Origin of the sequence: Amycolatopsis sp. AA4 (assembly GCF_002796545.1) — a bacterium.
GTDB lineage: Bacteria > Actinomycetota > Actinomycetes > Mycobacteriales > Pseudonocardiaceae > Amycolatopsis.
Genome location: NZ_CP024894.1, coordinates 3,225,353 through 3,238,887 on the forward strand (window position 1 = coordinate 3,225,353; position 13,535 = coordinate 3,238,887).

General features: G+C 72.0%; 12 protein-coding genes. 7 read left to right on the top strand and 5 right to left on the bottom strand.

Annotation, left to right across the window (positions count from 1 at the left end):
- Positions 1–4 precede the first annotated feature (4 nt).
- The 3 genes from CU254_RS15295 to CU254_RS15305 are packed head-to-tail and all read right to left on the bottom strand — an operon-like array spanning position 5 to position 4,367.
- Positions 5–1,522, bottom strand: a complete 1,518-nt coding sequence (locus tag CU254_RS15295) for a class I adenylate-forming enzyme family protein (protein ID WP_037717213.1) — start codon at positions 1,520–1,522, stop codon at positions 5–7.
- 11 nt (positions 1,523–1,533) lie between these two features.
- Complete coding sequence (locus CU254_RS15300) at positions 1,534–3,018, bottom strand: amidase (protein WP_009077159.1); 1,485 nt, start codon at positions 3,016–3,018, stop codon at positions 1,534–1,536.
- Positions 3,009–4,367: an MFS transporter gene (locus CU254_RS15305; RefSeq protein WP_009077161.1), complete on the bottom strand. Its 1,359-nt coding sequence runs from the start codon at positions 4,365–4,367 to the stop codon at positions 3,009–3,011. The genes CU254_RS15300 and CU254_RS15305 overlap by 10 nt, the downstream gene beginning before the upstream one ends.
- Positions 4,368–4,633: 266 nt before the next feature.
- Here CU254_RS15305 and CU254_RS15310 point away from each other — a divergent pair, with 266 nt between their 5' ends.
- From CU254_RS15310 to CU254_RS15330, 5 genes are read left to right on the top strand one after another with little or no spacing between them, the layout of a single operon-like run.
- On the top strand, positions 4,634–5,773 hold the full coding sequence (locus CU254_RS15310) for an acyl-CoA dehydrogenase family protein (protein WP_009077163.1): 1,140 nt from the start codon (positions 4,634–4,636) through the stop codon (positions 5,771–5,773).
- Positions 5,774–5,775: 2 nt separating this feature from the next.
- A complete protein-coding gene (locus CU254_RS15315; RefSeq protein ID WP_009077169.1) occupies positions 5,776–6,696 on the top strand; it encodes an acyl-CoA dehydrogenase in 921 nt (306 codons plus the stop codon).
- Positions 6,693–7,622 carry an acyl-CoA dehydrogenase family protein gene (locus CU254_RS15320; RefSeq protein WP_009077171.1) on the top strand — a complete coding sequence of 310 codons (930 nt, stop codon included), beginning with the start codon at positions 6,693–6,695 and terminating at the stop codon, positions 7,620–7,622. Before CU254_RS15315 ends, CU254_RS15320 begins: the two co-directional genes overlap by 4 nt.
- A complete protein-coding gene (locus CU254_RS15325) occupies positions 7,619–8,425 on the top strand; it encodes an enoyl-CoA hydratase/isomerase family protein (RefSeq protein WP_009077172.1) in 807 nt (268 codons plus the stop codon). The genes CU254_RS15320 and CU254_RS15325 overlap by 4 nt, the downstream gene beginning before the upstream one ends.
- Before the next feature lies 1 nt (position 8,426).
- Positions 8,427–9,545, top strand: a complete 1,119-nt coding sequence (locus CU254_RS15330; RefSeq protein WP_009077174.1) for an acyl-CoA dehydrogenase family protein — start codon at positions 8,427–8,429, stop codon at positions 9,543–9,545.
- A 235-nt stretch (positions 9,546–9,780) separates the two neighbouring features.
- On the opposite strand, the gene CU254_RS15335 is transcribed toward CU254_RS15330, so the two are convergent.
- Both CU254_RS15335 and CU254_RS15340 read right to left on the bottom strand, forming a co-directional pair.
- Entirely contained in the window at positions 9,781–10,218 is a 438-nt protein-coding gene (locus CU254_RS15335; protein ID WP_100266794.1) for a hypothetical protein, read from the bottom strand.
- A 49-nt stretch (positions 10,219–10,267) separates the two neighbouring features.
- On the bottom strand, positions 10,268–11,062 hold the full coding sequence (locus tag CU254_RS15340) for an IclR family transcriptional regulator (protein WP_009077178.1): 795 nt from the start codon (positions 11,060–11,062) through the stop codon (positions 10,268–10,270).
- Positions 11,063–11,120: 58 nt separating this feature from the next.
- Here CU254_RS15340 and CU254_RS15345 point away from each other — a divergent pair, with 58 nt between their 5' ends.
- Both CU254_RS15345 and CU254_RS15350 read left to right on the top strand, forming a co-directional pair.
- Positions 11,121–12,221 (top strand): mandelate racemase/muconate lactonizing enzyme family protein, encoded by a 1,101-nt coding sequence (locus CU254_RS15345; protein WP_037713742.1) that lies wholly within the window; start codon positions 11,121–11,123, stop codon positions 12,219–12,221.
- Positions 12,218–13,393 (top strand): iron-containing alcohol dehydrogenase, encoded by a 1,176-nt coding sequence (locus tag CU254_RS15350; protein WP_009077183.1) that lies wholly within the window; start codon positions 12,218–12,220, stop codon positions 13,391–13,393. The genes CU254_RS15345 and CU254_RS15350 overlap by 4 nt, the downstream gene beginning before the upstream one ends.
- Positions 13,394–13,535: the final 142 nt, after the last annotated feature.

Below are 13,535 nucleotides of genomic sequence, written 5' to 3' on the forward strand. Positions count from 1 at the left end.
GCTCTCAGCTCTGCCCGAGAGCGTCCGCCCGTGCTCGGCGGCGGTCCGGTTTGTTGTTCGCGGTGAGCGGCACCGCGGCGATCACCCGGACCGTCTTCGGGATCTTGTAGCCCGCCAGTTCGGCGCGGCAGTACTCCCGCAGCGCGGCCGGCTCGACCGTCCGGCCCGCCACCGCGACCACGCTCGCCTCCACCCGTTCTCCCCAGCGCTCGTCCGGCATCCCGTACACGATCGCGTCTGCCACGTCCGGATGCCGGAGCACGACCTCCTCCACCTCGCGCGGATAGACGTTCTCCCCGCCGCTGATGATCATTTCCTTGCGGCGGCCCGCGATCGTCACCCAGCCGTCTTCGCTCCGCGACGCGAGGTCTCCAATGTGGACGCCGTCGGCCTGGAAGGTCGCCGCCGTCTCCTCGGGAAGGCCGTAGTAGCCGTGGGTTTGCCAGGGACACGACACCACCAGGTCGCCGACCACGCCCGGGGCGGCCTCGCGACCGTCGGCGTCGAGGATGCGCACGGTCGCGCCCGGCAGCGGCCGTCCGACCCCGGCGAACCGGCCGGCCAGCAGGTCGTCGTGGTCGAATCCCATGACCGACCCGAATTCGGTCGCGCCGAACCCGGCCCGGATGCGGGCGTTCGGGAAATCGCGCAGCAGGTCCCGCACGAAATCGCCGGTGGACGGCGCGGAGCCGAACCGGATCGCGGTGACGTTCTCCCGCCGCGTCGTCGCGTACTCGGGCCGGGCGCGCAGGGCGGCGAACATCGTCGGCGCGCCCATGAGCCTGCTGGCCCCCTGGTCGATCGCGGCGAGCGCGGCCGCCGGGTCGAAGCGCCGGTGGATCCAGGCCTCGCCGCCGGCGAACAGCGGCGTCAGCAGGTTCGTGCCGAGCGTGATGTGGAAGAACGGGGAGAAGAACAGTTCGACGTCCGACGGGACGCGCGGGTTGCCGTGGGCGCAGGTGTTCAGCCACAGCCACAGGCTGCGGTGGGTGTGCACCGCGCCCTTCGGGCTGCCGGTGGTGCCGCCGGTGCCGAAGACGATCGCGAACGCGTCCTCGTCCGGGGAGGTCCGGTCGCCGCCGGGGTGCTGCAGCGGGGCCAGCCGTTCGGCGACCGGCCCGGGCTGGTTCGCGGCGGGGAGTTCGAGGACGCGGTAGCCGGTGTCTCGGGCTAGCTGCGCGTAGGTGGGGTCGGCGAGCAGCGCCGCGGGTTCGAGCGCGCTCAGGTACGCGCGAGCTTCCGGCGCGGTCAGCCGGACGTTGAGCGGTGCGGCCACCATTCCCGCGGCGAGCGCGCCGAGGATCGCGACGGTGTGCGGGATCGACGGTTCCATCGCGGTGACGATCCGGTCGCCCGGCTCGGCCCCGGACTCGCGCAGCGCGGCGGCGGTCGCGTCCATGGCGGCGACCAGTTCGGCGAAGGTCAGCTCGCCGTGCTCGTCGGCCAGCGCTCGCCGGTGCGCGCCGTGCGGCTGGTCGCCGATCGTCCGCAGCCAGTTCGGCAGCGTCAGGTCGTTGCCCACTCGTTCCTCCTTCACGGCTCCGCCCGGAAGACCGGGGCGGGCTCCTCGTATAGTGCCTCGTCCAACGCGGACAGCTCGGCCGCCCAGCCGGGGTAATCCGCCTCGGGCTGGGCTGTCTCGGCTGGAGGCAGGGACAGCCCGGCCGCGACGGTCACCGTTGGCGTCTGCCGGTGCCAGCTGGTCCGTTGCTGGTAGGCGTGTCCGGCGGCGAGCACGGTGGCCTCGTCGAACGGCCGTCCGGCGATCTGCAGGCCGAGCGGCAGGCCGTCGCCGGTGAAACCCATCGGGACGGACAGCGCCGGGTTGCCGACGGCGTTCCAGTAGGAGGTGAGCGCGGTTTCGGCCATCCCGGACGTGCTCAGCGCAGCGATCTCGGGCGCGCCGCTGGTGGCGGTCGGCGTCACCACCAAGTCGACTTCGGTGAAGAGCCGCGCGAGCTTCCGCTGCCCAGCCCGTCGAACCCGCTGCAGCTGCACGTAGTCAGCGGCGGAGACCAGCGCGCCCTTCGCGATCGCCATCCGCGTGGACGCACCGTAATCGGACCATCGCCGCTGGAGATTCGTTCGGTGCCAAGCGAAAGCTTCCGCCGCGAGACCGAACTTGGTCACTGTCTTCAGTTCCGCGTAGTACGGCAGTTCGACCGGCATCGTGCGCGCGCCCGCGTCGCGCAGAACAGCCACCGCCTGCTCGAAAACGCGATCCTCGTGCGGCACCACCCCGATCCGCAACCCGGACAGCGACCCGGTCAACCCGCCGCGGTAGTCCTCGACCGGCCGGTCGGCCGAGGAAGGATCGCCGGGGTCCGGCCCGGCGAGCACGGTCAGCAGGAGCGCGCAGTCCTCGGCGCTGCGAGCGAGCGGGCCGACGTGGTCGAAACCGGGTGCGAGCGGGACGCAGCCGTTCTTCGGCACCCGGCCGTACGTCGGCTTGAGCCCGGTGACCCCGCACAACGCGGCGGGATACCGGATGCTGCCCGCGGTGTCGGTGCCGAGACTGCCAAACACGAGGCCGGCGGCGACCGCGCTCGCGCTGCCTGAGCTGGAGCCGCCGGCGTAGTGCGTGGGACGCCACGGGTTGCGCGGCAGCGGGAACGGTTTCGTCCGGTCCGGCGCGCCGATCCCGAATTCCATGGTGGTCGTCTTCCCGGTGAGCACCGCCCCCGCCGCGCGCAACCGGGCGACCGCCGGGCCGTCGCCGGGGAGACCCCAGGCGCGATCGAGCACCAGGCTCTGCGCGGTCGTCTCGCCCTCGTCGGCAGCCAGCAGATCCTTGACCGCCACCGGGATCCCGTGCAGCGGCCCGCGATCGATCCCGGCCGCCAGTTCGGCGTCCGCTCGCGCCGCGGCCGCCCGCGCCGGTCCGTCGAACCGCGCGAGGTAGAAGCCGAGCGCGGCGTCGAGCTCGTCCGCGGCGGCGATAGCGGACTCGGCCAACGCCACCGCGGTGGTCCTCCCGGCACGGAGGGCCACCGCGGCTTCGGCGATGCTCAGGACCATCGAGCGGCCGGTTCGGGGGAGACGGCCTCGGGCGAGCCGGTCAGGTCGCTGCCGCGGGTCTCGGAGATCCGCCAGATCGCCACGATCGTGATCACCGCCCCGACGCCCGCGATCGCGCTCAGCGGCAGGCTCGACCCGCCGAACCCGGCGACCAGGCTGCTCGCGAGCAGCGGCGTGAACCCGGCCCCGAGCAGGCTCGCCAGCTGGTAGCCCAGCGAAACCCCGGTGTAGCGCACGCCGGTGCCGAACATCTCCGACAGCATCGGCGCGAGCGGCGCGTACATCAGGTTCTGCAGCATCTGCGCGCCCATCAGCCCGAGCGTCAGCAACAGCACCGAGCCGCTGTTGACCAAGGCGTACAACGGAATCGCGTACAGGATCGTGCCGACAGCCCCGATCAGGCTGACCACCCGCCGCCCGACGCGGTCCGACCACGCGGAGAAGGCCGGGATGCAGACGATCCCGACGCCCGCGACGAACAGGAGCGCGCGGGCCACGTCGGACACGTCGTAGCCGAGGGTTTTGGCGTAGGCGATGCTGTGCGAGCTGATCAGCGCGGTGAGCGCGAACGGCCCGATCCCGGCCGCGCAGGCGAGGACGAGCGCACGCGGGCGGCGCAGCACCTGCAGCACCGGGACGGCGGGCTTCCGGTCGACGGACTTGGCCGCCTGCTCGCGGAAGACCGGGCTTTCCGACACCCGCAGCCGCACGTACAGGCCGACGATCAGCAGCAGGGCGCTCAGCAGGAACGGCAGCCGCCAGCCCCACGAGAACAGCGCGGGTTTCGGCAGCAGGCTCACCAGCGCGAACACGAGCGTGGCCAGGAACGACCCCAGCGGGGACCCGAGCTGCATGATGCCCGCCCACAGGCCGCGCCGGCGCGCGCTCGCGTGCTCGACGACCATCAGCGCGGCGCCGCCCCATTCGCCGCCGACCGCGATCCCTTGCACCACGCGGAGGAAGACGAGCAGCAGCGGCGCGGCGATGCCGATGGTGGCGTAGGTCGGCAGCACGCCGATGAGGAAACTGGCCACGCCCATCAGCGTCATCGTCACCATCAGCATCGATTTCCGGCCGAGCCGGTCGCCGAAGTGGCCGAAGACGAGCCCGCCGAGCGGCCGCGCGACGTACCCGGCGGCGAGCGTGCCGAACGACGCGATGGTGGACGTCGTGGAGTTCAGCGACGGGAAGAACAGCGGCCCGAACACGAGCGCGGCGATCGAGCTGTAGATGAGGAAGTCGTAGTACTCGATCACGGTGCCCAGCAGGCTGGACATCGTCACCTTGCGCAGTTCGGGGGACGCGGCGCCGCCGCCGGGGGCGGGCGGCTGGGGTTCTGGCGAGACCATCGGGACCTCCGGGAATGGGGGCGGTGGGCGACCGAGTTGAGGATACTGATAGGCCGGCGGAGTGCAAGAGGTGCGCGATCCGGATGCGATTCCGTTATCGCCGCTGTGACCGGGCTTTTTGCTCAAAGGCAGCGACGGTGTGACCCGTGCATGCTTGCGTAGCGGAACTAATTGAGTATCCTTTATTCATCGCACAAGGTGGAAGGAGCCGGCGACGTGCACCGACTGGACGAGCACCGGGGCCGACTCGGGCCGGAGGGACGCTGATGGAGTTCGCGTGGGATCAGGCCGACGTCGCGTTCCGGGGCGAGCTGGGGGATTTCCTCGATCGCGAGCTGGCGGGGTGGGACCGGTCCGAGACCGGCCTCGGCAGCGCCGTCTACAGCGAGTTTTCGCGCGGGTTCGTCGGCAAGCTCGCCGAAAAGGGCTGGCTCACGCCGCACTGGCCGCGCGAGTACGGCGGCGGCGGGCAGGGCGCGTGGCAGCATTTCGTGCTCGGCGAGGAGATGTGGCGGCGCGGGGAACCGCGCGGGCCGCAGTACATGAACGTCAACTGGGTCGGCCCGGCGATCATCAAGTACGGCACCGAGGACCAGCGGCGCGAGCTGCTGCCGCCGATCGCGCGCGGCGAGGTCTTCTGGTGCCAGGGCTTCTCCGAACCCGAGGCGGGCACGGACCTGGCCGCACTGCGGACGAAGGCGGTGCGCGACGGCGACAGCTACGTCCTCAACGGACAGAAGATCTGGACGTCCTACGCGAACGTCGCCGACTACTGCTTCCTGCTCGCGCGCACCGGGTCGGCCGCCGACGGCCGCGACGGCATCTCGGTCTTCCTGCTCCCGCTGGACACCCCGGGGACCGAGGTCCGGCGGATCCCGGGGTTCGTGGGCGATCATTCGTTCAACGAGCTCTTCCTGACCGACGCCCGGATTCCGGCGGACTGCCTGCTGGGGGAGGAGAACAAGGGATGGGAGATCGTCCGGCGCACGCTCGCCTACGAACGCGTCGGCGCGCCCCGGTACGCCCGGGCGGCGCTGGTGCTGGACCGGCTGGCCGCCGAGGCGGGCGCGTCGGGGAAACTCGCCGATCCGGGGATCCAGGAGCAGTTCGGCCGCGCCCGGGCGGCGTGCGAGGCGGCGCGCGTGCTCGTGTACCGGGTGATCGACGAGCGGGCGAAGGCGAAGGAACCCTCGCCGAGGGCGTATCAGGCCCGTGCCGCGATGGTGCAGGCCGAACGCGCGGTGGGCGACCTCGCGCTGGACGTGCTGGGCGGCGAAGCGCTCGTCGAAGGAGCGCTGGGCGACGCGCAGTTCCGCAACTCGCTCGGCGCGGGCATCGCCGCGGGCAGCTACGAGGTGCAGCTCAACCTGATCAGCCGTCTCATCCTCGAACTGCCGAAGGACTAGCCGTGGATTTCGAACCGACCTCGACCCAGCGCGCGGTGCTCGACGCGCTGGGCGCCCTGCTGGCCCGGCACGCCGGACCGGAACGCAGCCGGGAGCTGGCCGCTCGCGGCGAGTACGACTGGACCCTCGAGGAAGCGTTGCGGCGCGACGGTTTTCTCGACCTCTTCGCTTCCGACGACGCCGGTCCGCTCGACGCGACCCTGGCGGTCGAGGCGATCGCCGCCGAACTCGGCGCGGTCAGCGCGGTGCCGCAGCTGCTGGTGCTGCCCGCGCTCGGGCTTGACGGGCCAGCCGGGCCGGTGGTGCTCGCGACGGGCGAGCCGGGACCGGTGCGCTACGGCGGCGAGGCGGCGCGGATGCTTCTCGCCGAGGGAGACCGGTGCTTCGCCGTCGCCCTCGAACCCGGGGCGGCGGAACGGGTTCCGTCGGCTTACGGCTACCCGCTGGCCCGCGTTGTCGCTGCGGACCGGGAGGAACTGGCCCCCGGAAGTGCCGCGACGATGGTGAACTGGTGGCGGGTCGGCGCGTCTGCCGAGGCCGTGGGCATGATGCGGCGGGCCGTCGGCATCGCGGTCGCCTATGCCAAGGACCGCAAGGTGTTCCGCCGCTCGCTGGGGTCGTTTCAGGCGTTGCAGCACCGGCTCGCCGAGGTGAACGTGGCCGTGGAGGGCGCGCGCTGGCTGGTCTACGAGGCCGCGTTCGCGGGGGCTCCGGCCGAAGCCGCCGCAGTCGCCGCGACGCATACGATGTCCGCGCTCGGCCGCGTGACCAGGGAGACTCACCAGATCATGGGCGCGATCGGGCTGACTGCGGAACACGACCTGCACCTCTGGACGCTGCGGCTGCAAGCGGTGCGCGCGGAACTGGGCAGCTGGCGGACGCCGAGCCGGGCGGTCGCCGAGGCTCGTTGGGCGACGGTATGAGCGTCGCGTTGACGCTCACCGAAGAGCAGCGGGCACTGGCCGAGGTGGTCCGGAGTTTCTGCCGGACGCACTGTCCCGACGAGGTGTGGCGCTCCGGTGCGTTCCCGGCGGAGTTCTGGCGAGGACTGGCCGAGTTGGGGGTGCTCTCGCTGGCGGTGCCGGGCGAAGGCGGGGGAGCGGGCGACATCGCGGCCGCCGGCGCGGAGCTGGGCCGGGCTGCCGCGCCCGGGCCGTGGGCCGCGACGGTGTTCGCGACACACGTGTTGCCGTCGGAGCTGTCCGCCCAGGTCGCGGACGGGAGTTGCGTGGCCTCGGCCGGTGCGCCGCCCCTGCTGCCGTGGGCGCCGGCGGCGGGCGTTTTCGTGGAGACGGACGGCGACAGTGTCTGGCTCGCCGAGGCCGATTCCGTCGAGCCGGTCGAGGTGCTGGGCGGAGAGCAGTGGGGCCGCGTCGCGCTGACCCGGGTCCAGCCGTTGGAACGCGTCGAGGCGGCGACGGCGCTTTCGGACATCGCGGCCGCGGCATATCTCAGTGGTGCGGGACGACGGTTGCTGAACCTCGCGGTCGAGCACGCCCGGGTTCGAGTCCAATTCGGACGTCCGATCGGGACTTTCCAAGCGGTCGCGCATCCCCTCGTGAACTCCGGGCTTTCGCTCACCGCGGCGGAAAAGCTCACCACGATGGCGGCGCTCGCGCTCGACGACGGGCATCCCGACGGAACCGCGCTGGCGGCCGCGGCCCGGTGCTCGGGCGGGCGGGCGGCGGTCGAGGCGGCGGAAGTCGCGCACCAGACGTTCGGCGCGATCGGGTACTCCGTCGAAGGACCGATCGGGCCGCTTTCGCAGCGGATCAGGCACCAGGCCTCGCGGCCGGGGTGTGCGGACAAAGTGGCGGCGAATTACCGCCGGAAAGGCCGGGAACGATGAGCGAGGCGCCTGAGGTGCTGTTCGAAAAGCGCGACCACGTCGCCTGCCTCACGCTCAACCGCCCGCATCGGGGCAACTCGCTGACCGGGTCGATGATGCCGGTGATCCGCGAGATGTGGGCCGAGGTTCGCGACGATCCGTGGATCCGCGCGGCGATCGTGATCGGCGCGGGCGAGAAGCATTTCTGCACCGGCGCCGACGTGCACGCGGTCGCCGGGCGCGGCGGGATGAGCACCGGCAACGGACCGCTGACCGACGAGGTGTTCTGGTCGCCGCGGCAGAACCGGGTGTGGAAACCGGTGATCAGCGCGGTCAACGGGCTGGTCGCCGGGGCCGGGCTGCACTTCGTGGTCGACGCGGACATCGTGCTCGCGGCCGACCACGCCGCCTTCATGGACACGCACGTGAACGTCGGCCTCGTCGGCGCGATGGAGAACATCGGCCTGGCGAAACGGCTTCCGCTCGGCTCGGCGCTGCGGATGACGCTGATGGGCAAGAGCTACCGGATGCCCGCCCAGCGCGCGTACCAGCTCGGGCTCGTCGACGAACTGTCCACTTCGGACGATCTGATGGCCGACGCCGAGGAGATGGCGCAGGCGATCGCGCGCAACTCGCCGGCGGCGGTGTCGCTGTCGAAGCAGGCGGTCTGGAACTCGCTGGAAATGGGATACGGGCAGGCGTGCGAGTACGGCTGGTCGCTGCTGCGCATGCACTGGGCGCACCCGGACGCGAAGGAAGGGCCGCGCGCGTTCGCCGAAGGCCGCGAGCCGCGGTGGACGACCGGCGCCGACGGGGAGCAGTGAGATGGACTTCGGCTTCACCCCGGAGGAAGAGGCGTTCCGCGCGGAGGTCCTCGAGTTCCTCTGGGAATACCGCGACACCGACGGCTACTTCCACCGCGGCAAGGACACCGCCGACGGTGTCCGCCGCGTCTACCGCGCGCTCGGCGACCGGGGCTGGCTGTCGCTGTCGTGGCCGGTCGAGTTCGGCGGCGGGGGCCGTTCGCCCGCGTACGAGTTCATCCTCTGGGACGAGATGGCCTACGCCCGGGTGGCGCGTCCGCCGATGGGGCCGGGCCTGGTGGCGAAAGCGCTGATGACGCACGGCACCGACGCCCAGCGCGAGCGCTACCTCGCCGATCTGCGACGCGGCCGGCTCAACTTCTGCCTCGGCTATTCCGAACCCGACGCGGGCTCGGACCTCGCGGCGGTGCGCACGAAGGCTCGGCGCGAGGGCGGCCATTACGTGGTCGACGGCGCGAAGTGCTGGACGTCGAACGCGCACTGGTCGGACTGCGTCTGGCTGCTGTGCCGGACCGGGGCGGCGGACAGCCGGTCGCGGGGGTTGAGCGTGCTGATCGTGCCGCTGGACAGCCCCGGGATCACCGTGTCGCCGATCCCGACCCTCGACGGCGGACGGCTGAACGAGGTCCGCTTCGACGGCGTCCGGGTCCCGGTCGAGGATCGGGTCGGGGCGGAGAACGAGGGCTGGCAGGTGGTCGCGTCGGCGCTCGCGGTGGAGCGGCACGTGCAGTTCCCGCCGAAGCGGCTGCGCCGGGACCTGCACGACCTGATGGCCGCGCTGGACTCGGCCGGGGTCGCCGACGACCCGGTGGCGGCGCGGCGGCTCGGAGAGCTGTCGGTCCGACTGGCCGAGGTCGACGCGCTGGCGCTGGCCCTGCTCGGCGAAGTGATCCGAGGCGAACCGGCCGCGGTCCCGGCGGCGTACCACAAGCTGGCGGGCACGGTGCTGGCCCAGGACATCGCCCGCGCCGGAATCGAACTCGGCGGCGCGGAGGCGGCGGTGGCCGGGACGGACACGGAGTTCCTGTGGCGGCAGTCCGTCCTGGAGACGATCGGCGGCGGGACCACCGAGGTGATGCGCGGGTTGATCGGGCGGCAGGAGTTCGGGCTGCCCGCTTGAGGGGCGGCGGCTCGGGGACGGTTGCGGGCTGGGAGGGGTTCGCGGACGGCTGCGGGCCGGGTGGGTTCGCGGACGGTTGCGGGTGGCTGCGGGCTGGGCGGGGATTATGCATGGCTTGAGCGCCCGGCAAGAGCGCCTGGTCGCCGTTTCGCCTGTGCGAAGTCGGCCCGGAGCTTGCGCTCGGCACCGTCAGCAGCGCCCGAAACCCGGGTCGGCGGCCGTTTCGGCGGCGCGGTCAGCTCGGAACCCGCGCCCCGCGCAGGTACGCCGCCAGCCGGATCCGCAGTCCGCGCAGGTCGCGCAGTGCTAGCGGCAGGTCGTAGGCCGGGCGGTACCCCACCGCGACGCTCGGCTCCCCGCACGGTCCGGCGAAGTACACGAACCCGTCGTCGTGGTCGCGGCGGGCGGGGGACCACGGCTGGTCCTGCCAGGCGCGCGCGGCGGCGTGGCTGGCGATCCAGTAGTTCGGCGCTTTCATCGTCTCGGCGATCGCGGCGGCGAATCCGGCGGCGTCGGTGTCGCTGACGCCCAGCCCGCGGCCCGGCCACAGGCGCGGCAGCACCCGGTCCGCGGTGGGGTCTTCGAGCCACGGCGCGCAGGCGAAGATCGCGCGGGAGCCGTCGACCGAGACCGACCAGCGTTGCATGGCCGCCGTGGGCGGGATTTCGTACATGGCGACCACCTGCCGGGAAAACGAAGGTTCGGCGAAGCATAAATGAACGTCATCCCGGCGCGCCGAGCGCGGCGGAGATCCGGTCGGCGACCGTGCGGGCGAACCGGCCCGCCGCGGGAAGCCGCTCGCCGAGGCGCGCTTTCGGGGCGGAAACGTTGACTGCCGCGACGATGTCGCCCCGGAAGCCGTACACCGGCGCGGACACGCCGACCAGCCCGGGCTCGAACTCCTCGTCCACGGTTTCGTAGCCGCGTTCCCGGATCCCGGCGAGCTTCCCGAGCAGCTGGTCGAGGGTGAGCGGGGGTGGTTCCTCGGCGGGCCCGGGGAGGTGGGGGAGCGGGTGAGCGGCGGCGAAGGTCCGCCACCAGTGCCCGACGGTTTCCTCGTCCCATTCGCTCAATAACACCCGTCCGGGGGAGGTCGTGAACGGGTCGACGCCGACGCCTTCCCAGCCGAGCCCGCGAAAAGCGTGGGACGCGAGTTCGCTCCGGAGGGTGAACACCTGACCGGCGCGCAGGACGCACAAATGCGTCGTTTCGTTCAACCGCGCCACGATCGTGCGCAGAAAGGGCGCGGCGAGGTGCGCGAGATGCGTTTCGGTGGCGTGCGTGGCCAGAGCGAAGAGCCGCCAGCCCGGCCGGTACGCCCGCGTGTGCTCGTCGCGCGACACCAGACCGGCGTCGGCGAGCGTCGCGAGGGCGCGCGAGACCTGCGCCTTGTCCCGGCCGGACAGTTCGGCGACGCGGGACACGCCGAGTCCGTCGCGCGCCTCCGGCAGGGCGAGGGCTTCGAGCAGGTCGACGTCGCGGACCAGGCCCGAACCGTAGGTGCGCTGGTTCGCCATGTTGAGGACTGTGCAACAACGATTGGGCAGGGGTCAATCCGCGGTTACCGTCCGGGGAGTGAGGATCGCCGACATCCAGCTGCTGCCGGGGACGCTGCCGCTCGATCCGCCGTTCGACGCCGCGTGGGATCCGGTTCCGCGCACGCGGTTCGACGCGACGGTGGTCAAGGTCGTGACGGACGAGGGCGTGGTCGGGTGCGGCTCCGGCGACACGATGGCGGGCTTCGAGCCGTACGCGGAGCTGTTCCTCGGCCAGGATCCGATGGCGATCAGCCGGCACGTCCGGGCGCTGGAGACGATCGCGTTCCACGCCGGGCGCTACTGGCCGCTGGAGATCGCGCTGTGGGACGTCGTCGGGAAGGTGCTCGGCGTCCCGGTCGCGACGCTGTTCGGCGGTGCGGCGGACGCCATCCCGGCGTACGCGTCGACCGGCCGGATCCTGCCCGCCGAACAGCGGGCCGAAGTGACGCTCAGGATGCGCGACCAGGGGTTCCGGGCGGCGAAGATCCGGCTGGCCGCGGACGATTTTGCCGGGGGAATCCGCACCATGCGGGCGGTCCGGGAGGCGGTCGGGCCGGATATGGCGCTGATGGCCGACCTGAACCAGGCTTGGCGGATGCCCGGCGACGTGCGGCCTTCGCTCGACCCGGCGGCGGCCCGGCGCTTCGCGGCGGCGCTGCGCGAGCTGGACGTTTTCTGGCTTGAGGAACCGCTGCCGCTGGACGACCGTCCCGGCCTGCGCGCGGTGCGGGACGCCGGGGTTCGCGTCGCCGGGGGAGAGATGGTCCGGACCTTCAGCGAGCTGCTGGACCTGGTCGAATCGGACGCGCTCGACGTCTACCAGCCGGACGTCGCGCTCGCCGCCGGGATGCTGCGCGCCCGCACGCTCGCCGAGCTGGTGCTGGCGCGCAACCGGCTCTTCACACCGCACACCTGGTCCAACGGCCTCGGCCTGCTCGCGAACCTGCACGTGACCGCGGGCGTCGGCGGGGGACCGTACCTCGAATTCCCCTACGACCCGCCGGTGTGGACGCCGCAGCGGCGCGATTTCCTGCTTTCCGCCCCGCTGGACATCGACGCGGACGGCCTGCTGCACGTGCCGTCCGCGCCCGGGCTGGGCGTCGCGGTCGACGAGGAACGGTTCGGGAGGAAGCCATGACGGAGACGCAGATCCCGGCCATCGACATCGGCCCGTACCCGGCCGCCGCTTTCGCTGCCGGGGCGGTCGAACAGCTGCCGCGATTGGTACGGACGATCGGTGCGCGGAAGACTGTGCTGGTCAGTGATCGCGGGCTGGCTGCGACCCCGTTGCCGGAGCAGGCGGCCCAGTTGTTGCGGCAAAACGGGCTAGCGGTCGAGGTTTTCGCTGAAGTGCACCCGAATCCGACCACCGAGGACGTCGACGCGGGCGGTGCTTTCGTGCGTGCCGCCGAGGCGGAAGCGGTGATCTCGCTGGGCGGCGGGTCCGCTTTGGACGCGGCGAAGGCGATCGCGCTGGCGGCCGTCAACGACCGTCCGGCCGCTGAACTGACCTGGAGCACCGAGGCTTCGGCGGAGCTGGCGCCCGCGTTGCCGATCGTGGCGATCCCGACGACTTCCGGCACCGGTTCGGAGTGCAATGACCTCGGCGTCATCACCGACCCTCGGCAGCAGCGCAAGTGCTACCTGGGCGGACCGGCTTGCCTTGCCCGGTACGCACTTCTCGACCCGGTGCTCACTCTGAGCCTGCCGCCGCGCGCGACCGCGGCCGCCGGGATCGACTGCCTGACCCACGCCGTGGAGTCCTTTCTTTCCGCCCGGCCGAATCCGTGGGCCGATGGTCTGGACCTGCAGGTCGTGCGCTTGGTCGCGGCGAATCTGCGGCGCGCGGTCTCCGTCGGCGATGACCTGGCGGCGCGGGCGAACCTGATGCTCGCCGCGCACACGGCAGGCCTGGCGATGCGGACGACCGGACTCGGCGTAGTGCACGGCATCGGCCACTCGCTGGGCGGCCGGTTCGACCTGCCGCACGGCCAGGCGTTGGCCTTGGTGTTCGTCGAATGCCTGCGGTTCAACCGTGCGGTGCGGGAAGGGCGGCTGGCGCGCTTGGCGGAACCGCTGGGCGTCGCCGATGCCCGGAAATCGGCCGCGCACAACGCGGACGCGGCGATCGAAGCGGTCGAACGCCTGGTCGCGGAGGTCGAACTGGCCGGCCGGTTGCGCGAATTCGGCATCGGCGAAGGAGATTTGCCGGACTTGGCGGCCGACACCCTGGCGGACGGGGTGCTGGCGAACGCCCCGCGCGAGGTCTCGGCGGCGGACGTGACCGGGATTCTCCGCGCGACCTGGTAGCCCAGCGCGGGAAATCCGGACATAGCTCGCGAATACCGTTGTGCGGCAACGGAACGCGGAGCAGGATCGCGGCCCTGCGCCAACTGGTGCACAAGGTAACAATTTTATGTCCGCTTATTCTGCGCGCTCCGCCGCGGGAGGA